Here is a 21,731-nt window from a genome sequence, read left to right on the forward strand (position 1 = left end):
GATCGGCGCGGTCAGTCCGCGCGCAGCAGTGCGAGCAATTCGTCGCGGTGAGGCTGGGTGTCGAGCCAGGCGCGGATGCGGTCCAGCTCGTCGATGCAGTCGTCGCCGTAGCGGCGGCGCAGCGCGGCAAGGCGCGCCTCGCGCACCTCTTCGGTCTGCAGGCGGCGCTGCCAGCCGTCGGACAGCAGCTCGTCGAGCCGGCCGGCCAGGCCGCGGCTCACGAGGGCGCGCCATTCGCCCTGGTCGAACCAGAGGTTCTGGCAGGCCACGCAGCGGTCGATGCGGAAGTCGGGCCCTGCACTCACGCGCAGGCGCTGCATCAGCCGCTCGCATTCGGGGCAATGGCGCACGGCGGCGAGGTCGAACACCTCGATCACCTCGTCGTCGACCTCATGCGGCACGCGCTTCGGGTCGGCGGCTTTCCAGCCGCGCCAGTCGTCCATGTCCATCACCATGCCGTGGCAGTCGCCGCACTGCACGCCGAGCAAGGCTTCGGCGAGCGCGACGGGCTGCATCGCGGCATGGGCGGCGCAACTGCACTTCAGGTTCGGGTTCATCGCGCGCTCCCGTCTCAGTTGCGGAAGGTGGAGATCAGGTTCTGAAGTGCCGACTTCTGGCTTTCGGTGCCGTCGTTGGCGATCTTGCTCATCAGCGAGGCAACGCTGAGGTTCTGGATTTCGCCCGACGAGTTGCCCAGCGCGCCGACGATGTCGCGCAGGTCTTTCACCACGTCGCGTTCGCCCGAGAGCTGCTCCTTGAAGGCGACCTGCACCGCCTGGCTCTTGGAGATGACGCCGTCGATGCCCTTGCCCACGGAGAGCGAGCGCACGAAGCTGTCGAAGTAGTCGCCCGAGCCGCCGACGATGTCGATCTTGGCGTTGGCGAGTGCGGTGCCCAGCACGTCGGCCTGTTCCTTGGCAATGGACGTTTGTGCGTCGATGCCCTTCATGGTCTCGATGTGCGACTTTTCCAGGCGCATGCGGAACTCTTCGTGGTCGCGGGTTTCGGGGCTCATGGACTTCATGGCCTCGAACTTCTCGTGCAGGCCCTTTGCCTCGGCGTTGAAGCGGGCTTCGATCACCTGCGCATCGGCCTGGCCCGACTTGAGCGTGGCCTCGGCATCGGCCGTGCGCACGTTGACGTCGGCGAGGCCGAGCTTTTCCTTGCCCGAAGCTTCGGCGTCGAACTTGGCGCGCATGCCGGCGGCTTCGGCCTGCGAGCGCGCTTCGATGACCTGCGCGTCGGCCTGACCGGCCTTGAGGATCGCGTCGGCATCGGCCTGGCGCACGTGCACGTCGGCCAGGCCCAGCTTTTCCTTGCCCGAGGCCTCGGCCTCGAACGTAGCCAGGCGTGCCTGCGCGGTGGCGATCTCGACCTTGGCGGCGGCGAGGCCCGGCGCGGCGGAGATGGCTTCCATGCCCTCGGCTTCGCGCTTCTTCGATTCAGCGTCGCGCTCGGCCACCTTCAGCTTGGCATCGGCCAGCGTGAGTTCTTCGGCCGCCTTGTGGCGCGCGCGCTTTTCTTGCGTTTCGGCCGCCTTCACGTCGATCACCATCTTCTCGTCGGCCTGGCCCTCGGCCATGATCACGACCGACTTCTTGGTGCGCTCGGCCTCGGCCACGACGCGCAGCTCCTTGATCGCTTCTTCCTGCTCGGCCACCGTGCGCTCGACCACGATGCGCTCGCGGATCACGTCGGCAATCGCCTTCTTCTGCACTTCGACGGCCTTGTCCTTCTCGATGCGCTGCAGGGTCACTTCCTTCTCGCGATCGACGATCTCGAGGTCGCGGGCACGCGTGACCTTTTCTTCCTCGACGGCCACCGCGCGCTTGCGGTTGTTCTCGGCCACTTCCTTTTCGCGCTGCACGTTTTCCTGCTGGACGGCCACGGTCTGCTCCGACAGCAGGCGCGCGGTTTCAGACTTGGTGCGTTCTTCGGACTGGATCTTGGAGGTCTCGGCTTCCTCGCGGGCGCGCACGCTGGCAATTTCGCGGTGCTGGCGCGAGGTGGCGTCGGCCTGCTGGCGCTCGAGTTCGAGCAGCGCTTCCTGCGTCTCGACGTTCTTCTTCTTGATCTGCATTTCCTCGTTGCGGCGCAGCTCGTTGGTGCGCACATGCTCGACCGCCGTCAGCTCGGTGATCTTCTTGATGCCCTGCGCATCGAGGATGTTGTTGGCGTCGAGCTCCGACAGCGGCGTCTGCTCGAGGTAGTCGATAGCGGCGTCTTCGAGCACGTAGCCCGAGAGATCGTTGCCGATCTGGCTGATGATCTGGTCGCGGAAGCCGTCGCGCGCCTGGTAGAGGTCGACGAAGTCCATCGACTTGCCCACCGTCTTGAGCGCTTCGGAGAACTTGGCCGAGAACAGCTCTTCGAGCGTCTCGTGGTTGGAGGCCCGCGCGCAACCGATGCCCTGCGCCACCTTCAGCACGTCGTCGGCGGTCTTGTTGACGCGCACGAAGAACTTCACCTTGATGTCCGCGCGGATGTTGTCGCGGCAGATCAGGCCTTCATTGCCGGAGCGGTCGATCTCGATGGTCTTGACCGAGATGTCCATCAGCTCGGCCTTGTGGATGATCGGGTAGACCATGCGGCCGGTGAAGGTCACCTCGGGCTCGGCGCGCAGCGTGTTCACGATGAGTGCGTGGCCCTGTTCGATCTTTCGATAGAACTTGGCGAACATCGCGAACAGGCCGAGGATGACCACGGCCAGTATGACCACGGCAAAGATGATGGGCTCCATTTTTTCTCCAGATTTGCTTTAAGAGCGAACGAACAGTAAGGGGGTGCGCGCGGTCAGACGATGTCTTCGTGCGCTGCGATGAGGTACCGCGCAGCCACCTCGTCGTATTCGAGGATGAGCGCGTGCGAGCCGCGCTTGAGGGCGTTGGGCGTGGGCGCCCAGACGCGGATGTTGAGGCTGGCGCCGCGGCGCGCCACTTCGGCGCGGCCGTCTTTCTCGTTCACCACGCCGGTGACGACGCGGCAGACCTGACCCACCAGCGCCGCATTGCTCACGGCCGTGTGGCTCACGAAGAGGCCCTTGAGCGGGCGAATCGCCACCGCCGTCACCGGAATGGCGAGCGCCGCGCTGACCACCAGCAGCACCGTGCCGGCCAGCAGCTTGAACACCATCGTCGGCACCAGCGGCAGCAGCCACTCGCCGCCCAGGCACGAGAGCGTCCAGGCCACGAGCACCAGCAGGCTCACGGCCACCGAGAACGGCACGCCGTTCAGGCCGAAGGCGACCACGTAGCTCGCGATCTGGCCCATGTCGCTGGTGTCGCCGTCGGCATGCGTCTGCAGGTCGACGTCGATCCCGCTGCTCTCGAAGTCGACCATGCCGACCACCGCGAGCACCCAATAGATCACCACGACGCCGAGCAGCACCGTGTAGATCGCGGTGGGGTACCCCGTCACCGCTCCCATGAAATCGCCCATTGATCCTCCCGCGTGCGGGTTGGTTGTTGTTCTCTTTTCTTCTTACCTGCCGCCCGGCTTTTTGGTGCCGGTGTTCTTCTTGTTCGCCTTGCCCGCAAAGGCAATCAGTTCGCGCGTGGCCTTCTCCTTGATGGCCAGGCGGTCGTCGGGTGCCAGACCATAACGCGCCGCCAGAAATTCATAGTCGGCCGCGTTCAACGACACCGTGAGGCGCGGCCGCTTCGGCTTCGAGGTGGTCGCCAGGCCCAGCACCTGCCGGATCTGGTCGGGCGTGGACACGTGCTGCTCGAAGGCCGCGGTGCGCACGGCCTCGAGCACGGCCTCTTCCACGTCGAAGGCCACCTGGACCGCGCGGATCGCCTCGTCCGAGCCTTGCCAGCGAACCGGCTTGACCCGCACCATGGTCACTCCGACGCCGGTTCGGACGGCTTGGGCAGTTCGGACGGCTTGGCCTGGCGGGCCCGGATGCGCTCCATCACCTTGCCGGTGCGGTCGACGTCGTTGCCGATGCCCGCCGCGGCCAGCTTCTTTTCGAGCGCGCTGTGGCCGAACTCGTCTTCGAGCTGCTGGCCCGCCGTCATGCGGTCGGACAGGTCTTCGTGGCGCGAGCGGATGCGCTCCAGCGACTCGCGTGCGCTGGCCAGGCGCGAGCCGCCGCTGCCGATGTTCTCGGAGATCGACTGCGTGGCGCGGTAGACGCTCTCGGTGGTCTTGGCGATGCCGATCTCGCGCTCGTGCTCGCGGATGCGCGCCTCGGCCGACTTGATCAGGTCCTTGAGTCGCGACACCTGCAGCGCATACGAGGCATGGGCCTTGGCCTGCTCCTCGAGCTCCTGCTCGAGCGTGCCGACCTTGGACGCCACGTCGAGCGCCAGGCCTTCCTGGGTCTTGTTGAGCGCCTCGAGCGCCAGGCCTTCGTAGCGCGTGACCTCGCCCTTCAGGCGTTCGATTTCGCGGGCCGACTGCATCTCCTTGGCCATCACGCCCGTGAGGTCACCCTTGGCCTTCTCGATGCTGTGCTTGGCGTCGATGATTTCCTGCTCGTAGATGCGCGTGGCGTTGCTGTCGATCACGCTCTCGCCGATTTCGCGGGCGCTGCCGCGCAGCAAGGTGACCAGCTTCTTGATGACTGTCATGGTGATCTCCGCTTAGTTCAGGAATTCGGACAAGGCGTCGAGCGCATCGAGCGCGTTGTCGCTGAGCACGGCCACTTCGCGTGCGATGTCTTCCACGCTCGCGTTGCGCCCGAGCGCCCCGGTGAGCACGTAGCGGCCACCGACGCGCCCGAAGGACGACAGCGGCACCGACGGGTTGAGGTCGAGCAGCGATTCGAGCAGCTCGGTGCGCCGCTCGGGCTTCACCTCTTCCTCGGTCCAGAGGTAGCAGATGCAGATGATCTGCATGTCGGAACTGGTGACGAAGATCGGCAGCTCATCGCGCCCTTCGATGCTCACCTGGACCACGGGCGTGCTGCCCGGAATGGGCTGCAGCTGCACGGGCAGCCCGCCCATCGCCGCGCCAGCCAGCGCATCGAGGCCCTTGAGTTGATCGAGCAGTGATTGCATACCTCTCCTTTGGGTTGTCTGCCGTTGGAAGCGCGCGATGCTTCGCTGGATTCACTATAGGTGCAGCGACATAACATGTCAAAAAATCTTTTAGCCCATGCGCATGACTTTCGGCACTGGCGTGCTCTCTAGAATCCGCCGATGCCCAGCACCATCAACCCCGCGCGTGTCGATTTCGTGACGCTGCGCCTCTTCTGCGCAGTGGCCCAGTCGGGCAGCATCACCAAGGGCGCGGAGGCGTGCCACCTCGCGCTCTCGGCGGCGAGCCGGCGCCTGTCCGACTTCGAAGCCGCCACGGGCTCGAAGCTGCTCGAACGCAGCGCCCAGGGCATCGCGCTCACGCCCGCCGGGCATGTGGCGATGCAGCATGCGATGCGGCTCTTCCAGGGCTTCGAGCAGTTCAGCAACGAGCTGGGCGACTACGCCAGCGGCGTGCGCGGCCATGTGCGGCTGTGGGCCAACATGTCGGCGCTGACGGAGTTCCTGCCGACCACGCTGGCAGCTTTTCTGGGACAGCATCCCGACATCCGCGTCGAGGTCGAGGAACAGCTGAGCGGCGACATCGTCCGCGCACTGGTCGACGGCCTCGCCGATGTCGGCGTGTTCGCCGAGAACACGCCCGCCTACGGCCTCGACGTCGCGCCCTTCCAGACCGACGAGCTCGTGGTGCTCTGCGCCAGGCCACACCCGCTGGCCCGGCTGCGCGCGAAGCAGGTCGACTTCAAGACCTGTCTGGCGCATGAGTTCGTGGGGCTGAACCGCAGCAGCTCACTGCTCGAGCTGACCTCGCGCGCCGCCGAGCAGGCCGGCATTCCGATGCGCCTGCGCGTGCAGGTGCGCAGCTTCGATGCGATGTGCCACATGATCGCGGCCAACCTCGGCATCGGCGTGGTGCCGCTGGCCGCCTGCAAGGCGCAGGTGGCCGCACTCGACCTGAAGGTGGTGCACCTGAAGGACGCGTGGGCCACGCGTCGCCTGCTGATGGCGACGAAGACGGGCGCGGCGCTGTCGCCGGCAGCGCAGCTGCTGGTGCGGCAGCTGCTCGCCTCATCGAACTGAAACCCGATCAGCCCTGCTTCGCCGCCTCGGCCTCGAGCAGCGCCCACTCCGCCTCCGTGAACAACCGCGAGCGCGTCAGAAAGCGCACGCCCAGCGGCCCTTCCAGAGAGAACATCCCGCCGCGCCCCGGCACCACGTCGATGATCAGCTGCGTGTGCTGCCAGTACTCGAACTGCGGCCCGCTGATGTAGAACGGCATGCCGCCGAGGTGGCCCAGCAGCCGGTCGTAGTCGCCCACGATGAACTCGCCCTGCGCGTAGCACATGGGTGCGCTGCCGTCGCAGCAGCCGCCCGACTGATGGAACATCAGCGGGCCGTGCCTGGCGGCGAGGTCGTCGATGAGCGCGAGCGCCGCATCGGTCGCGGTGACGCGCAGGACCTCGCCGGTCATCAGAAGAAGCCCAGCTTGTTCTCGCTGTAGCTCACGAGCAGGTTCTTGGTCTGCTGGTAGTGGTCGAGCATCATCTTGTGGTTCTCGCGTCCGATGCCCGACTGTTTGTAGCCACCGAAAGCCGCATGCGCCGGGTACTGGTGGTAGCAGTTGGTCCACACGCGGCCGGCCTGGATGCCGCGGCCCATGCGGAAGGCGCGGTTCATGTCGCGGCTCCACACGCCGGCGCCCAGGCCGTAGAGCGTGTCGTTGGCGATGGCGAGCGCCTCTTCCTCGTCCTTGAAGGTGGTGACCGACACGACCGGGCCGAAGATTTCTTCCTGGAAGATGCGCATCTTGTTGTGGCCGCGGAACACGGTCGGCTTCACGTAGTAGCCGTCGGCCAGGTCGCCGTCCAGCTGCTGGCGTTCGCCGCCGATCAGCACCTGCGCGCCCTCCTGCCGGCCGATGTCGAGGTACGACAGGATCTTTTCCAGCTGTTCGCTCGAGGCCTGCGCGCCGATCATCGTGGCCGCATCGAGCGGGCTGCCTTGCTTGATCGCGGCCACGCGCTTCAATGCGCGCTCCATGAAGCGGTCGTAGATCGATTCCTGAATGAGCGCGCGGCTCGGGCAGGTGCAGACCTCGCCCTGGTTCAGCGCAAACATCGTGAAGCCTTCGAGCGCCTTGTCGAAGAAGGCGTCGTCGCGCTCCATCACGTCGGCAAAGAAGACGTTGGGCGACTTGCCGCCCAGCTCCAGCGTCACCGGAATGAGGTTCTGGCTCGCGTACTGCGAGATCAGCCGGCCGGTGGTGGTTTCGCCGGTGAAGGCGATCTTGCCGATGCGGTTGCTCGACGCCAGCGGCTTGCCCGCTTCCACGCCGAAGCCGTTGACCACGTTGAGCACGCCCGGCGGCAGCAGGTCGCCGATGACCTCCATCAGCACCAGGATCGACACCGGCGTCTGCTCGGCCGGCTTGAGCACCACGCAGTTGCCGGCCGCCAGCGCGGGCGCGAGCTTCCACACGGCCATGAGGATCGGGAAGTTCCACGGAATGATCTGGCCGACCACGCCGATGGGTTCATGAAAGTGGTACGCGAAGGTCTCGTGGTCGATCTCGCTGATGCCGCCTTCCTGCGAGCGGATGCACGAGGCGAAGTAGCGGAAGTGGTCGATGGCCAGCGGCAGGTCGGCGGCCATGGTCTCGCGAATCGGCTTGCCGTTGTCCCACGTCTCGGCGGCGGCCAGCATGGCCAGGTTTTCCTGCATGCGGTCGGCGATGCGGTTCAGGATGTTGGCGCGCTCGGTGGTCGAGGTGCGGCCCCAAGCGGCCTTGGCCTTGTGGGCGGCGTCGAGCGCGCGGTCGATGTCGGCGGCGCTGGAGCGCGGCACTTCGCAGAAGACCTTGCCGGTGACGGGCGTGATGTTGCCGAAATACTGGTTCTCCACCGGCGCGACCCATTCGCCGCCGATGTAGTTGCCGTAGCGCGCCTTGAAAGGCACTGCGGTACCGAATTTGCCCGGTTCGAGCATGTCCATGGGTTGTCTCCGTTGGGTAAGGTGTGTGAGCAGGCGGCACCGCGACATGCGGCGGCCCGCACAGTCACCGCAAGCGGCATACCTGCGCGGATCGGGACAATCCCCAAGCCCCGCGCCAGAGAGGCGCGGGCCGCGCAGAGGGTTTCCATTCGCAATCTGCGACATGTTTGCGCGAATACGGCGACTACGATGTCGCACAAGGCGAATCGCCGGCAACCCCTGTCATCGGAGTTCCGCAAGATGAGTGAAGCGTCAGTGCCATCCGTCAGCGTCGCGCAGGCCCGCGAGCTGTTCTTCGCGCAGGGCCGCGACCCGGCGCCGTGGATCGCGCCGCACATCTCGCGCTCGTGGCAGCGCAGCCGGCCGGTCGATCCGCAATGCATCGACCCCACGCCGATGGCGCCGTCGCTGCTCAACGAGCGGCGCGAGCAGGCGATGCGCCTGCTTAGTTGCGCGCAGCCCGAACTCGACGGGCTCGCCGAGCATGCGGTGGGCAACGGCTGCATCGTCGCGCTGTCGGACGCAACCGGCCTCATCCTCGAAGAAATCGGCAGCCCCGACTTTCTGCCCAAGGCCCAGCGCGTGGCGCTGCAGCCCGGCGTGGAATGGTCGGAGAGCCACCGCGGGACCAACGCCATCGGCACGGCGCTGGCCGAGCGTGTGGCGCTGATGGTGCTGGGCGGCGAGCACTACCTGGCACAGAACGGTCGGCTGGGCTGTGCGGCGGCGCCCATCTTCAGCGGGCGCGGCGAACTGGCCGGCGCGCTCGACATCTCGGGCGAGACCGCGCGCGTGAACCACCACGCGCTGGGCCTCGTGCGCATGGCGGCGCAGCAGGTCGAGCACCGCATGCTGCTGGCCGAGGCCTCGGGCCATGTGCTGCGCTTCCATGCGCGGCCCGCGCTGATCGGCACCGCGCGCGAAGGGCTGATGGTGATCGAGGGCGGGCGCATCGTCGCGGCCAACCGCGTCGCGCTCGACCTGTTCGGCCGCTCATGGGAGGGCCTGCTCGACCTCGATGCCGAAGAATTCCTCGGCGCGCAATGGCCGCGCATGGAACACCGGCGCAGCCTGCTCACGCTGCCGGGCGGACGGCAGATCGCGACCGTCATGGAACGCACGGGCACGGCGAACAGCGGCGCGGGCCGCAGCGGCGCGCGGCAAGCGATGGCCGCCAACGCCGCTCCGGTCGACAACGACGACGTGGTGCGCCCGCTGCTGGCGCGCGCCGTGCGCGTGCTCAACGAAGGCGTGCCGGTGCTGGTGAACGGCGAGACCGGCAGCGGCAAGGAGGTGTTCTCGCGCCGCCTGCACGCCGCCAGCCGCCGCAGCGCGGGCCCGTTCGTGGCGGTCGATTGCGCCTCGCTGCCCGAGACGCTGATCGAGGCCGAGCTGTTCGGCTACGAAGAAGGCGCCTTCACCGGCGCGCGCCGCAAGGGCATGCCGGGCCGCATCCGCGAGGCGCACGGCGGCGTGCTGTTTCTCGACGAGATCGCCGAGATTCCGCTCGCGCTGCAGACGCGCCTGCTGCGCGTGCTCGAAGGCCGCGTGGTCACACCGCTGGGCGGCGGCCAAGGCGTGGCGGTCGATTTCGATCTGGTCTGTGCCACGCACGCCGGCCTGCCCGCGCTGGTCGAGGCCGGGCGCTTCCGCGCTGACCTGATGTACCGCGTGGCCGGCTTCACCGTCGCCCTGCCCGCGCTGCACGAACGTGCCGACCGACGCGCGCTGATCGCGCGGCTGTTCCTCGAATCGGGCGGCGCCGCCAAGCACCTGTGCCTGGAGAACGACGCGCTCGAACGCCTGGCCGCCTACCGCTGGCCCGGCAACGTGCGCGAATTGCGCAGCGTGCTGCGCGCGCTGGTCGCACTGGCCGATCCGGGCGATGCGGTGACGGCCGATGCGCTGCCCGCGCACCTGCACGACGCCGCGCCCGTTGCTGACTTCAGCGAAGCCGCAGCGTCGCAACCCAACGCCCCGCTGCAGACCATCACACGCCACGCCATCGACGAAGCATTGCGCGCCTGCGACCACGACGTGGCACGTGCGGCCCGCCGGCTCGGCGTTCACCGCGCCACCGTGTACCGCCACCTCGCGCGCCAGCGCCCACCCACGGGCAACACCAAAGACTGACTTGCCCGCACGCGCGGGACCGGCCAGACTTTGCGCATGGCCCTGTTCCCGCCTCCATGACCACCGGCAAACCCGCGCGCAAGCTCTCGGCCGTGCCGTCCACCTTGCGGATTCCGTTGGCCGCGCGGGCTTCGGGCGATGCGCTCTTTCCGCAGATGGCGGTGCGCGACGCCTACGCCGCCGGCATTCTCGAAAAGATCCGCGACGACGACCACGCCCTGCCCGACGACCGCACGACCATCTTCGGCATCCTCGCGCGCACGCGGCGCTTTCGCAGCCTGGCGCAAGACTTCCTCAAGGCGAACCCGGGCGCACGCGTCGTGAACATGGGCTGCGGCCTGAGCCATTACTTCCAGTGGCTGGACGACGGCAAGTCGCGCATGACCGACGCCGACCTGCCCGAGGTGCTGGAGCTGCGCCGCGAGCTGCTGCCCGACACCCATCCGCGCCACGACGTGCGCGAACTCGACCTGACGGCGCCCGACTGGTGGGACCAGCTCGGCCTGCCACGCAAGCGCCAGGCGCAGCCTGTCTTCCTCTTCACCGAAGGCGTGCTGATGTACCTCACACCCGAGCAGGTGAACGCCGTGTTCACCACCTTCGGCGAGCGCGCGCCCGCGGGCTCGGTGCTGGCCTTCGATGCGATGTGCTGGCTGGCCGTGGGCCGCGCGCGCCAGCACCCGTCGGTGCGCGCGACGGGTGCGGAGTTCCAGTGGGGCCTGCGCCGCTACGACGACCTCACGCGGCCGCATCCGCGCCTGCAGCTGGACGGCACCTACCGCGTGATGGAAGGCATCGGCTGGCCCTACACGCTGTTCGCGCCGATGGTGCTGTTCTTTCTCGGCGTGCCGATCTATGCGGTGTACGCGCTGAGCGCGAAAGATTAGGGCAAGGTCAGGCGAAAGGCACGCTGCGGTGCGGGCTGCGCGCGTCGCTCAGCAACAGGCGGTTCGTGCGCAGCAGGTGCTCTTCGCGCGCATCCGAGTACTGCCAGATCAGGCCGCCTGCGATGTACGCCGCGCTCACCTGCGACCAGTTGGCATAGGCCGCACGCACCGGCGACTCCAGGCCGCCCGCGAAGTCCGTGAACTCGGCGCGCTCGATGTAGCCCAGTTGCACCGCCCAGCGCGTCAGGTTGGCCAGTCGCACCGCATCCCAGGCCACGAGGCTCGTCAGCTGCGCCGGCGCCACGCCGAAGTGCTTGCGCAAGGCGTTGACCCAGCTCTGGCTGCCCGTCATCAGCTGGCTCAGCTCGGCGTTCGAATGTCCGGTCTGCGCGGAAAGCACACGCATGTCCAGATGCTCACGCGCCTTGATCTGGAAGAACGCGGGGAACCACGCGTCCATGACCAGGCGCAGCACGCCCGGCGTGGACTGCACCGCCGCGTCGATCGCGCCGATGGCCTTCCACGACGGCAGGTACTTCGCGCGCTGCCCTTCTTCGGTCAGCCAGCGTGCGGTCTGCTCGAAGCTCGCGCGGTCGGTCACGTTCCACACCTGCGCGACGCCTTCGCGCAGCGTGTCGTTGTCCCTGCCGGTGAGCACGGCATTCACGACGTCGCCGTTGAAGGCCGACAGCGGCGTGCTCAGCGTGACCAGCCATTGCTCCTGCGCGGAAAGCGCCGGTGCGGCGGCGTCGAACTTGAGCTTGTCGTTGTCGAGCATCGAGTGCGCGAGCGTGTCCTTGAACCCCATGGAATCTCCCCCCCGAGTTGATGAAGTTGTTGAAGCCGATCAGGCCCGTGATTGCAGTCGCACGACTTCCTGCTGCAGGAACGCGAGGAACGGCGCGCGCAGCGATTCCTTCATGTGCGCGGGCAGTGCCATCGGCGGCGTCGAGCCGGTCAGCAGCTGGTCGCCCTTCTCCCCGATCTGCAGCGAGCGCGCCTCCACGCGCTCCAGCGCGATGCGCAGCGGCGACTCCATCAGGTCCTTGCCGTACAGCGCCTGCGCCGTGAGCGCCACGCCGTAGGGGCCGCCGAACAGCGGAAAGTCGGCCAGCGCGAACTGCAGCGTCTCGCCCGCGGAGATCTGGAACTTGTCGCTCACCTTGCCCAGCTTCTTGGCCAGCTTCGGGTTGGCGGGGTCGAGCAAGGTGTCGGCCGCGTCGTAGTCGGCCACCAGCTCGGCCAGCGTCCACACGCGCTGCTGCGCCTGCCGCTGGCTGCCGTTTTCCGCGTGGTAAGCGACCACCGCCGCGACCGCTGGCGCCAGCAGTTCGCCGCAGCGCTTGAGCAGCACCGGCTCGGGTTCGTCGGCCACACCCGACCAGTCTTTCCACGCCTTGTAGCGCGCGAGCAGCGTCGAGACGAACGAAGGCGCGTCGTCCGCGCGCGCGGGCAAGGCATGGCCTTGGGCCGGCGGCGGTGCGGCCGACAGCACGGTGAAGTCGTCCTGCACGTACATGGCCTGATCGGTCAGCAGCAGGCCTTGCGAGGTGCGCTTGCCGCTGAGCCGGTTCATTGCGTGATAGCCGAGAAAGAACAGCGGAATCTCGTCGCCCAGCCAGGGCTTGGGCAGGTACATCTGCTCGACCGCTTGCGCGAACACCTGCGGTGCGTCTTCGTGGTCGGGGTGGTCGGCCTGGTCGGGCAGGAAGGCGAAGGCCGACAAGTCGGCATGCAGCGGTGCCTGCACCTGTTGCTGGACCCGTGCGCGCAACGCATCGCCGTGGCGCGAGCGTTCGGGCGGCAGCGCGCCCAGGTGATCGGTGAAGGACGAAAAAACGAATGACATGCTGAATCTCTCCCTGAAACCGTGGACATGTGAATAGGTATGCGGCCCGACATCTGCTTGCGTTGGCACTGCACGGCAGATCGGTCGTGACCGCGGAATGTCCTGGAAGGACACCGCCGCAATGCCGGCCCAAAGGAGGGGTTTCCGGCGGCTCACGGACTGAAAGATCACGCCTCCCTGTCGAAGGCGCGGCCATGCTAATTGGAAGCGTCGTTTGCCATTCTGACGAATTCTGAGAGCGGCTGCGATCACGAAATTCGTGCCGCTAGCATCACCTCATCTGCAACGTGGCCGCGCCACACACGGGAGTCAAACGAATGGGTACATGGTCCACCGCAGGCTTCGGCAACGACGAGGCACTCGATTGGCTGGCTGAACTGCAAGAGGCCGACGACGCGCTCGCATTCATCCAGGAGACGCTGGAGTCGGGTTCAACCGAAGGCACCGTCGCCGCAGCCGAAGTGCTCGCACTGCTCGCCGGACACGGCAGCGCCGATGCGCACCCCGATGCCGTCGACTGGTGCGCCGGCAAGGCCGCGCCGCCCACGGCGTTGCGCCATGCCGCCGCCGACGCCCTGCAGGCCATCCTCGACGATCCCGATGCCGATGGGCACGACACCTGGGCCGAGTTGGGCGAGGACGACGAGGACTACCTCGCATGGCTGGCGAACCTGAAAAGCCTGCAGGCACGGCTGCGCAACTGAGCACCGCCGAACGTCGCCGACGTTCCGGCAAAAAATTGCGCCGTGTTACGTAACGAGTGGCGACAGCTGCCCGTTTTGCACCGCGAGGCTGACAGGGTCTCTCGCACAAAAATCGTTTCGAATCAACGAGATACGGCGTTTTCGGGCAGCCGCTGAAAGCTGAAAGCAAAGGCGGCACGCATGTTGCCCTCTGTAGTCATTTATTTGACGAGGAGGCCGCATGACCACCACCGTATCGCCGATCGCTTCGATCCCCGCAGCCGCCGAAAGCGGTGCCCCCGTGGTGCTTGCGCAGGCCAGCGTCACGCCCCTGGGCCCCGTCGGCGCCGGCGCCCCCATGGCCGCGCCCGCCGGGCCTTCCAGCCTGGGCACGCTGTCCAATGCCACGCCCGGCACCGTCGTCATGCGCGACGGAGTGCGCCTGCCGGTGGACGGCAACCAGAACCTCATTGCGGGCGATCGCGTGATCGTGCCCGACGGCGGCCAGGCCAACGTGCTGTTCCCCGGCTCGGCCACCAACAAGGCGCCGCTGGCCGGCGTGTTCGCGAGCGGCACCGACGCCACCATCACCTCGACCAAGCTGTCCAGCGGCCTCGAGCAGGTGAACGTCGATGTGGCCGCAGGCAACCTCGATGTCACCTCGCCCGACAGCGACGCGGAAGCCGCGGCGCTCGCGGTCAGCAAGAAGACCGCGGCCGGCAGCGGCATCGGGCTGGGCGAATTCGCACTCGGCGCGCTGGGCGCCGTCGGCCTCGCCGCTGCGCTCGGCGGTGGTGGCGGCGGTGACGGCGGCGGCTTCCCTTTGTTCGTGTCGGGCGGCGGAGACAGCGACGCAGACGCCGACTCGGATGCCGATGCAGATGCCGACTCCGACTCGGATGCCGACGCGGACGCCGATGCCGATTCGGACGCCGACGCAGACTCGGACGCCGATTCGGATGCAGATGCCGACGCGGATGCCGACGCTGACGCAGACGCCGATGGCGACCACCTGCTCGATCCGGGCGACGGCCTCGCCGGGGGGCTGCTGGGCGCCCTCGACAACGCGCTCGGCCTGGGCGGCGGTGCGGCCAACGTGCGCGGCGCCTCCGGTTCGTCGGGCACGCTGGCCTCGCTGATGCCGGTGGCCGACGGCCTCACCGACCTGGTCGACGACCTGCTCTCGCCGGTCACCGGCGAAGAGTTCACGCCCAACGATCCGAACGAATTCGAGCCCGTGGACAACGTGGTCGAAGACATTGCCATTCACGTGGGCGGCGTGGTGGCCCCCGTGGTCGACGGCCTGCTCGGTGAAGGCCTGACCGACGCCCTCGTCGGCTCGCTGATCGGCCAGGTCGACTACCTGACCGACGCGCTGGGCAACGCGCTCGAGAACGTGCTGGGCAGCGAAGGCCTGCTGGCCGGCGTCACCGTTCCGCTGGGCCTGGACGGTCTGGTGGACGACCTGCTCGGCACCGACGGCGTCGTCGGCCAGGTGCTCGAAGGGCTCCTGGGTGATGGCAGCCTGCTGGGCAGCGTGCTCGGCGAAGACGGATTGATCGGGCAGCTTCTGGGGGATGACGGGCTGCTGGGTGGCGTGCTGGGTGATGGCGGATTGCTGGGTGGCGTCCTTGGCGGCGAAGGCGGCTTGCTTGGCGGCGTCCTCGGAGGCGACGGTGGTCTGCTTGGTGGCGTGCTGGGCGACGACGGCCTGCTGGGTGGCGTTCTCGGTGGCGAAGGCGGTCTGCTTGGCGGTGTGCTGGGCGACGACGGCTTGCTGGGTGGTGTCCTCGGTGGGGAAGGCGGCTTGCTGGGCGGTGTGCTGGGCGACGACGGCCTGCTGGGTGGCGTCCTCGGTGGTGACGGCGGTCTGCTCGGCGGCGTGCTGGGCGATGGCGGCTTGGTCAACGGCCTCCTCGGCGACGAAGGCATCCTGGGCGGCGTGCTCGGCGGCGACGGCGCACTGTCCGGCCTGCTCGGCAGCGAAGGCCTCACCGGCGGACTGCTCGGCTGCGACGGGCTCGTGGACAACCTGCTCGGCCCCGACGGCGCGGTCGGCGCCCTGCTGAGCGCAACGCCGGTGGCCGGCCTGCTTGGCGGCGAAGACGGCCTGCTCGGTGGCTTGCTGGGCAATGACGGGCTACTGGGTGGCGTCCTCGCTGGCGATGGGCTGCTGGGCGGTGTGCTGGGTGACGACGGCATCCTCGGTGCCGAAGGCCCGGTCGGCGGTCTGTTGAATGGCGTCCTGGGCGGCGACGGTGGTGGCCTGCTGGGTGGCGTGCTCGGCGGTGACGGTGGTTTGCTGGGCGGCTTGCTGGGTGACGACGGATTGCTGGGCGGTGTCCTTGGCGGTGACGGCGGTCTGCTCGGCGGCTTGCTGGGCGATGAAGGCCTGCTGGGCAGTCTGCTCGGCGGTGGCGACGGTGGTTTGCTCGGCGGCGTGCTCGGTGACGATGGCCTCCTGGGCGGCGTTCTCGGCGGTGACGGCGGCCTGCTCGGCGGCGTTCTCGGTGATGACGGCCTGCTGGGTGGCGTCATCGGCGGCGAAGGCGGCTTGCTCGGCGGCGTCCTCGGTGATGACGGCCTGCTGGGTGGCGTCATCGGCGGTGAAGGCGGCTTGCTCGGCGGCGTACTGGGCGACGACGGCCTCCTGGGCGGCGTCCTCGGCGGTGACGGTGGTCTGCTCGGCGGCGTACTGGGTGACGACGGTCTGCTGGGCGGCGTCCTCGGCGGCGATGAAGGCGGCCTCCTCGGTGGCGTGCTCGGTGATGACGGCCTGCTGGGCGGTGTCCTCGGTGGCGGCGAAGGCGGCCTGCTCGGTGGCATCGTCGGCGAAGACGGTCTCGTCGGCAGCCTGCTTGGCGGGCTGCTGGGAGGCTCGGGCCCGGCCGCGGACATCCTGGCGCCGGTGTCGTCGGTGCTCGGCCATGCGGCCGACGCCGCCGAGCCCGTCGCGGCCGAAGCCACGCAGGCCGCATCGGGCGCCACGGCGCCCGCGACCGACATCCTGGCGGGCGCAGGCTCGGCGGTCGCTCCGGTTGTCGCCGAGGTGGTTAACACCGTCGAGCATGCGGTGTGCGAGGTCGTGGCCCCGATCACCAGCCTGCTCGACCACAACGGCACCGGCGCCACGCTGGCGCCCGTGACGAACATCCTGCACGGCCTGCTGGGCTGATCCAGGACGGGGGGCTGGCGACGGCGCCTTCCCCTTTGTTCCTTTTCCCGCGCACGAAGGCGCAGCGCACCGATCCCGGCGCGCTGCGCCTTCGCACGCCTGCCGTGCACAATCGGCGCTCTCCGAGTCCCTGAGCCCCTCTGCCCCACGCCGCGCATGCGAATCCACGAACTGAAACGACGACTCCGCGAGGCCGGGGCCGGCCCGAGCCACGAGCAGCGCATCCTGCGGCTGTGGTCGCATGCGCTGCCGCGCAACAGCGGCCGGCGCCTGCCGGCCACCTTCTTCCCGTCGTCGCTGCTGGAGGCCCTGCCGGCCATCGAGGCCGAACTCGCGGGCCTGGCGCGCATCCATGCGATTCATCCCGGCGCCGACGGCTCCGAGCGACTGCTCGTCGCACTGGCCGATGGCCAAACGGTGGAAAGCGTGCTGCTGCCGCGCGACGGGCTGTGCGTCTCGTCGCAGGTCGGCTGCGCCGTCGGGTGCCAGTTCTGCATGACGGGCCGCGACGGCCTGCTGCGGCAGGTCGAAAGCGCCGAGATCATTGCCCAGGTTGCTCTCGCGCGCCTGCGCCGGCCCGTGCGCAAGGTGGTGTTCATGGGCATGGGCGAACCGGCCCACAACCTGGACAACGTGATCGAGGCGATCGAACTGCTCGGCACGGTCGGCAACATCGGCCACAAGAACCTGGTGTTCTCCACCGTCGGCGATGTGCGCGTGTTCGAGCGGCTGCTGCAGGCGCGCGTGCGGCCCGCGCTGGCGCTCTCGCTGCACACGACCGATGCGGCGCTGCGCCGCAAGCTCCTTCCGCGCGCGCCGAACCTGACGCCCGAAGCCCTCATCGACGCGGGCGAGCACTACGCCCGCGCCACCGGCTACCCCATCCAATACCAGTGGACGCTGCTCGAAGGCGTGAACGACGGGCCCGAAGAAATCGAAGGCATCGTGCGGCTGCTCTCCGGCAAGTACGGCGTGTTGAACATGATCCCGTTCAACACGGTGGAGGGCGTGGACTTCGGCCGCCCGTCGCGCGAACGCTGCGAGCAGATGGCACGAACGCTGCACGAACGCGGCATCCTCACGAAGCTGCGCTACTCGGCCGGGCAGGACGTCGACGGCGGCTGCGGCCAGTTGCGGGCGCGCGCGGCCGAAGTGCGGGTGACGGTACCGATCCGCCGCGCCGACGAGCGGCTCAGCTGAGCGAGGCCACCCAGTCCCAGACCGCCGCGGGCGCCTCGACCATCACGTTGTGGCCGTGCGGGCCCAGGTCGCGGGCTTCGGGGTCGAGGGAACGGGTCTGCTCGAGGGTGACCAGCGCATCGTGGCGGCCTTGGCCGAGGTGGATCGGGCAGCGCGCCAATCCCACCAGTTCAGACAGCGGCGGCTTGCCCACGGCATTGGCACGCGGGTCCATCGCGAGGCGCCAGCCCTCGGCATCTTGCGCGACGCCGCGCGCAACAACAACCGCCGTCGCATCGACGATCCCCGCCAAGCCGGAAACCTTGAGGTAGCGGTCCCGCGCCTCGGCTTCCGTCGCGAACTTCTTGGCGGGCTGCATCGCCAGTGTGTCCATGCGGCGGACCTCTTCATCGCTCCATCCAACCTTGATGCCCGCAGCGAACACCGAATGCGGCACAACGCCGAACCATCCCGTCGCGAGCGCAAGCCCGATCACACCGCCCAGCGAATGCCCGAGCACCACGAGTCGGCCTTCGGGCTGCAGATGCGGCAGCACCGCGCGCGCCACGGTGGCGGCGTGCTGGCCGATGGCATACGAAGCCTGCCGGTCCGATGCGCCGTGCCCGGGCAGGTCGAGTGCCAGCCAACGGCCACGCCATCGCGCACCGGCCTGTGCGCACAGCGGCGACCACACCGCGCCTGTCGCGCCCATGCCGTGCAGCAGCACCAGCAGGTCCGGGCCTTCGCCGCCTTGTTCCGTGTACATGTCCATGGTCTCCAGGCACTTTCGATGGCGCGAGAATACCCGGCGACGCCGCGAAAAGGGCTTGGTCGGTACCCGCTGCCGCAAGACAACGCGGGGCCTTGTCCGGCCCCGTTTGCGCGGAATGGCTGACGCGCCGTACCCTGTGGTTCGGGGCATGCTTGACGTTTTTCCCCGTCGCCCCTCTGGCTCTTTCCTTTCCCTTCCCCTTCAAAGGCTTTCGCCGCCCCTCAAGAACCCATGCTTGATCGCCGATCCTTCCTCGCCGCCGGCAGTGCCGCCGCCGCACTCGCCGCCCTGGGACTGCCCGAAGAGGCGCTGGCCGCCAACGGCCTGCAACTGAGCCAGCCGGCGCCCTTCTCTTTTGATTCGCTCGTCGCGCAGGCCAAGCGCCTCGCCGCCCGCCCCTACAACGCCGCCGCGCCGTTGGCGCCGCAGGTGCTGGAGCGCATCGACTACGACGCGCACGGCAAGATCCGCTTCGACCCCGCCAACGCCCTCTTCCGCGACGGGCCCGGCGCCTTTCCGGTCACGTTCTTTCACCTCGGCCGCTTCTTCCAGACACCCGTGCGCATGCACGTGCTGGAGTCCGCCGGCGGCGACAGCTTTGCGCGCGAAGTGCTCTACAGCCCGTCGTACTTCTCGATGCCTCCCGACAGCCCCGCACGCGCGCTGCCCGAAGGCGCCGGCTTCGCGGGCTTTCGCCTGCAGGAAAGCCGCCTGGGCGACCAAGGCAAGCTCGACTGGCAGAAAAACGACTGGGTCGCCTTTCTCGGCGCCTCGTACTTCCGCGCCATCGGCGAGCTTTATCAGTACGGCCTGTCGGCGCGCGGCATCGCGCTCGACGTGGCGGTGCCCGACAAGCCCGAGGAGTTTCCGAACTTCACGCGCTTCTATTTCGAAACGCCCGCCGCGGGCAACACCACGTCGATGACCGTCTACGCGCTGCTCGAAGGGCCGAGCGTCACGGGCGTGTTCAAGTTCATCATGCAGCGCGGCAAGGCCGTGATCATGGACATCGACGCGCGCGTGTTCCTGCGCCGCGACGTCTCGCGCCTGGGCCTGGTGCCGCTCACGTCGATGTACTGGTACTCGGAAACCATCAAGCCCACCGCGATCGACTGGCGCCCCGAGGTGCACGACTCCGACGGCCTCGCGATCTGGAACGGCGCGGGCGAGCGCATCTGGCGACCACTCAACAACCCCACGCAGACACGCGCCTCCGCGTTCGCCGACACCCGACCGCGCGGCTTCGGCCTGCTGCAGCGCGACCGCAACTTCGACCACTACCAGGACGGCGTCAACTACGAGAAGCGCCCGAGCCTGTGGATCGAACCGCTGGGCGACTGGGGCGAAGGCTCGGTGCAGCTCATCGAGATCCCGACCGACGACGAGATCCACGACAACACCGTCGCCTTCTGGGTGCCCAAGGCCGATGCCAAGGCCGGGTCGAGCTACAGCCTGCAATACCGGCTGCACTGGACCGACCAGGAGCCCTTTCCGTCACCGCTCGCGCGCTGCGTGGCCACCCGCATCGGCCGCGGCGGCCAGCCCGGCCAACCGCGTCCGCAGGGCGTGCGCAAGTTCATGGTGGAGTTCGTCGGGCAACCACTCACCACGGTGCCCTTCGGCGTCAAGCCCGAACTCGTGCTCACCGCGCCGCGCGGCAAGTTCTCTTACGTCTTCGCCGAAGCCGTGCCCAACGGCGTGCCGGGCCACTGGCGCGCACAGTTCGACTTCACGCCCGAAGGCACGGAGCCGGTCGACATGCGGCTGTACCTGAAGAACGGGGATCAGACGTTGACGGAGACCTGGCTGTACCAGTACCAGCCGGGGTGAGCGGGAGCGGCTGCCTCTCGCAGCCTCAGTTGATTCGCGCGTTGGTCAGTTGCATGTCTTCGAACTGACTGCCCGTGAAGTCGACCTGCTCGCCCTGCAGGCCGGTCGCACTCACCTGCGTGCCTCTGCAGTCGAGCAACTTCAAACGCGACCACTGGCTCGCATCGAAATTCAGCGCGGTCCAGTTGCACCGGGTGAAGGTGCAATCGCTGAGCGTGCTGGCCTTCAACTGCGACGCGCTGAAAGTGCAGTCGACGAAGTTGCATCCGCTGATCGCGATCCGCTGCATGTCGCACTGGCTGAAGCTGCAACTGCTGAACTGGCATGCGGTCCAGACGGCGTCTTGAAAAGCGATTGACGTGAAGCTGCTGCCACTGAAGGCGCTCGACGAAAAGGTGATCAGGTTGAGGTCGAGGCCAGCGTAGGCATTGCCGTCGCTCTGGCCGGAAAGACCCGCTGGCACACCGCCTGCGCCCTTTCGCCATTTGTCGTGGTCCTCGATGAGTTGTTTAGCGCTCATGGTGCGCCTCGACAAATCCGACTGCACATGAGGGCAACGGACACCCCAGAAACACCAGAGTGGAGGTGCGATTGATTTGAAGCGTGCGCCTTGACGCAGCACTGAATGCGGACATGTATTCCTCCCAGAAGCCGCTCCCGTGGATCAGGAGTCAGGCCGCGGATTGTGGGAGGCCCATGCCCGCAAAAACGGAAGGAAAGAATCGGGCAACGATTGCGAGGCGGGCGGCGTGATGGACTGCACGCACCGCCCATTGCCCCGACCGGCCGCGACCCCTATTTCTTCGTGACCGACACCAGCTCGACTTCGAAATTCAACGTCGCATTCGGCGGAATCACACCGCCCGCACCGCGCGCGCCATACGCGATCGACGGCGGGCAGGTCAGCTTGGCCTTGCCGCCCGGCTTCATCTTCTGCACGCCTTCGGTCCAGCACGGGATCACGCCGTTGAGCGGGAACTCGGTGGGTTCACCACGCTTGTACGAGCTGTCGAACTCCTTGCCGGTGTCGGGGAAGGTGCCGCGGTAGTGGACCTTGACCACGTCGGTGGCGGCGGGCGATGCGCCGGCGCCTTCCTTGAGCGACTGGTAGATCAGGCCGCTGGGCGTGGTGACCGCGGCGGATTGCGCAAAGGCTGCGGGGATGGCAAAGACGGACACGAGTGCGGCACAGACAAATGACTTCACGAAACACCTCGGTGGTTGAAAAGCTGCCGATTATGGACAGCCCC

At 68.0% G+C, this 21,731-nt stretch carries 20 protein-coding genes; 7 read left to right on the forward strand and 13 right to left on the reverse strand.

The features are described from left to right. Nucleotides 1–11: 11 nt before the first annotated feature. Genes AAG801_RS01610 through AAG801_RS01635 form a run of 6 tightly spaced genes read right to left on the reverse strand, consistent with a single transcriptional unit; the run spans nucleotide 12 to nucleotide 5,003 of the window. Entirely contained in the window at nucleotides 12–557 is a 546-nt protein-coding gene (locus AAG801_RS01610) for a zf-TFIIB domain-containing protein (protein WP_341886860.1), read from the reverse strand. Nucleotides 558–571: 14 nt separating this feature from the next. Beyond that, nucleotides 572–2,740, reverse strand: a complete 2,169-nt coding sequence (locus AAG801_RS01615) for a hypothetical protein (RefSeq protein ID WP_341886861.1) — start codon at nucleotides 2,738–2,740, stop codon at nucleotides 572–574. Nucleotides 2,741–2,793: 53 nt separating this feature from the next. Further along, nucleotides 2,794–3,438, reverse strand: a complete 645-nt coding sequence (locus AAG801_RS01620; RefSeq protein ID WP_341886862.1) for a ubiquinone biosynthesis protein — start codon at nucleotides 3,436–3,438, stop codon at nucleotides 2,794–2,796. Nucleotides 3,439–3,480: 42 nt separating this feature from the next. Continuing rightward, a complete protein-coding gene (locus tag AAG801_RS01625; RefSeq protein WP_180288682.1) occupies nucleotides 3,481–3,840 on the reverse strand; it encodes a hypothetical protein in 360 nt (119 codons plus the stop codon). Between the two features lie 2 nt (nucleotides 3,841–3,842). Beyond that, nucleotides 3,843–4,574: a PspA/IM30 family protein gene (locus AAG801_RS01630; protein WP_341886863.1), complete on the reverse strand. Its 732-nt coding sequence runs from the start codon at nucleotides 4,572–4,574 to the stop codon at nucleotides 3,843–3,845. A 12-nt stretch (nucleotides 4,575–4,586) separates the two neighbouring features. Continuing rightward, nucleotides 4,587–5,003 (reverse strand): DUF2170 family protein, encoded by a 417-nt coding sequence (locus AAG801_RS01635; RefSeq protein ID WP_153284824.1) that lies wholly within the window; start codon nucleotides 5,001–5,003, stop codon nucleotides 4,587–4,589. A 141-nt stretch (nucleotides 5,004–5,144) separates the two neighbouring features. Between AAG801_RS01635 and AAG801_RS01640 the strand changes: the two genes are divergently transcribed. Continuing rightward, nucleotides 5,145–6,062 (forward strand): LysR family transcriptional regulator, encoded by a 918-nt coding sequence (locus AAG801_RS01640; RefSeq protein WP_341886864.1) that lies wholly within the window; start codon nucleotides 5,145–5,147, stop codon nucleotides 6,060–6,062. A gap of 7 nt (nucleotides 6,063–6,069) precedes the next feature. Here AAG801_RS01640 and AAG801_RS01645 read toward each other — a convergent pair whose 3' ends face one another. Together AAG801_RS01645 and adh are read right to left on the reverse strand one after the other, a co-directional pair. Then, on the reverse strand, nucleotides 6,070–6,453 hold the full coding sequence (locus AAG801_RS01645; RefSeq protein ID WP_341886865.1) for a DUF779 domain-containing protein: 384 nt from the start codon (nucleotides 6,451–6,453) through the stop codon (nucleotides 6,070–6,072). Continuing rightward, a complete protein-coding gene (adh, locus tag AAG801_RS01650; protein WP_341886866.1) occupies nucleotides 6,453–7,973 on the reverse strand; it encodes an aldehyde dehydrogenase in 1,521 nt (506 codons plus the stop codon). Before adh ends, AAG801_RS01645 begins: the two co-directional genes overlap by 1 nt. Before the next feature lie 240 nt (nucleotides 7,974–8,213). On the opposite strand from adh, the gene AAG801_RS01655 reads away from it, so the two are divergent. After that, on the forward strand, nucleotides 8,214–10,106 hold the full coding sequence (locus AAG801_RS01655; protein WP_341886867.1) for a sigma-54-dependent Fis family transcriptional regulator: 1,893 nt from the start codon (nucleotides 8,214–8,216) through the stop codon (nucleotides 10,104–10,106). 56 nt (nucleotides 10,107–10,162) lie between these two features. Next, nucleotides 10,163–10,993, forward strand: a complete 831-nt coding sequence (locus tag AAG801_RS01660) for a class I SAM-dependent methyltransferase (protein WP_341886868.1) — start codon at nucleotides 10,163–10,165, stop codon at nucleotides 10,991–10,993. A gap of 7 nt (nucleotides 10,994–11,000) precedes the next feature. Here the strand turns inward: AAG801_RS01660 and AAG801_RS01665 are convergent, their stop codons facing one another. Together AAG801_RS01665 and AAG801_RS01670 are read right to left on the reverse strand one after the other, a co-directional pair. After that, nucleotides 11,001–11,801, reverse strand: a complete 801-nt coding sequence (locus tag AAG801_RS01665) for a DUF1266 domain-containing protein (RefSeq protein WP_341886869.1) — start codon at nucleotides 11,799–11,801, stop codon at nucleotides 11,001–11,003. Between the two features lie 39 nt (nucleotides 11,802–11,840). Then, nucleotides 11,841–12,842, reverse strand: coding sequence for a hypothetical protein (locus AAG801_RS01670; protein ID WP_341886870.1), 1,002 nt, complete (start codon nucleotides 12,840–12,842; stop codon nucleotides 11,841–11,843). A gap of 317 nt (nucleotides 12,843–13,159) precedes the next feature. On the opposite strand from AAG801_RS01670, the gene AAG801_RS01675 reads away from it, so the two are divergent. From AAG801_RS01675 to AAG801_RS01685, 3 genes are all read left to right on the forward strand, one after another. Then, entirely contained in the window at nucleotides 13,160–13,546 is a 387-nt protein-coding gene (locus tag AAG801_RS01675; RefSeq protein WP_341886871.1) for a DUF4259 domain-containing protein, read from the forward strand. 220 nt (nucleotides 13,547–13,766) lie between these two features. Beyond that, nucleotides 13,767–16,700, forward strand: coding sequence for a hypothetical protein (locus AAG801_RS01680; protein ID WP_341886872.1), 2,934 nt, complete (start codon nucleotides 13,767–13,769; stop codon nucleotides 16,698–16,700). 156 nt (nucleotides 16,701–16,856) lie between these two features. Next, nucleotides 16,857–17,900 carry an RNA methyltransferase gene (locus AAG801_RS01685; protein WP_341886873.1) on the forward strand — a complete coding sequence of 348 codons (1,044 nt, stop codon included), beginning with the start codon at nucleotides 16,857–16,859 and terminating at the stop codon, nucleotides 17,898–17,900. On the opposite strand, the gene AAG801_RS01690 is transcribed toward AAG801_RS01685, so the two are convergent. Next, nucleotides 17,893–18,645 (reverse strand): alpha/beta hydrolase, encoded by a 753-nt coding sequence (locus AAG801_RS01690; protein ID WP_341886874.1) that lies wholly within the window; start codon nucleotides 18,643–18,645, stop codon nucleotides 17,893–17,895. The genes AAG801_RS01685 and AAG801_RS01690 overlap by 8 nt on opposite strands. A gap of 237 nt (nucleotides 18,646–18,882) precedes the next feature. Here AAG801_RS01690 and AAG801_RS01695 point away from each other — a divergent pair, with 237 nt between their 5' ends. After that, the gene (locus AAG801_RS01695) at nucleotides 18,883–20,481 is read left to right on the forward strand and encodes a glucan biosynthesis protein D (protein ID WP_341886875.1); all 1,599 of its coding nucleotides are present in this window, start codon (nucleotides 18,883–18,885) and stop codon (nucleotides 20,479–20,481) included. Between the two features lie 25 nt (nucleotides 20,482–20,506). Here the strand turns inward: AAG801_RS01695 and AAG801_RS01700 are convergent, their stop codons facing one another. Further along, the gene (locus AAG801_RS01700) at nucleotides 20,507–21,001 is read right to left on the reverse strand and encodes a pentapeptide repeat-containing protein (protein ID WP_341886876.1); all 495 of its coding nucleotides are present in this window, start codon (nucleotides 20,999–21,001) and stop codon (nucleotides 20,507–20,509) included. Between the two features lie 275 nt (nucleotides 21,002–21,276). Next, nucleotides 21,277–21,687, reverse strand: coding sequence for an FKBP-type peptidyl-prolyl cis-trans isomerase (locus tag AAG801_RS01705; protein WP_101493682.1), 411 nt, complete (start codon nucleotides 21,685–21,687; stop codon nucleotides 21,277–21,279). Nucleotides 21,688–21,731: the final 44 nt, after the last annotated feature.

The organism is Variovorax sp. YR752, assembly GCF_943372545.1.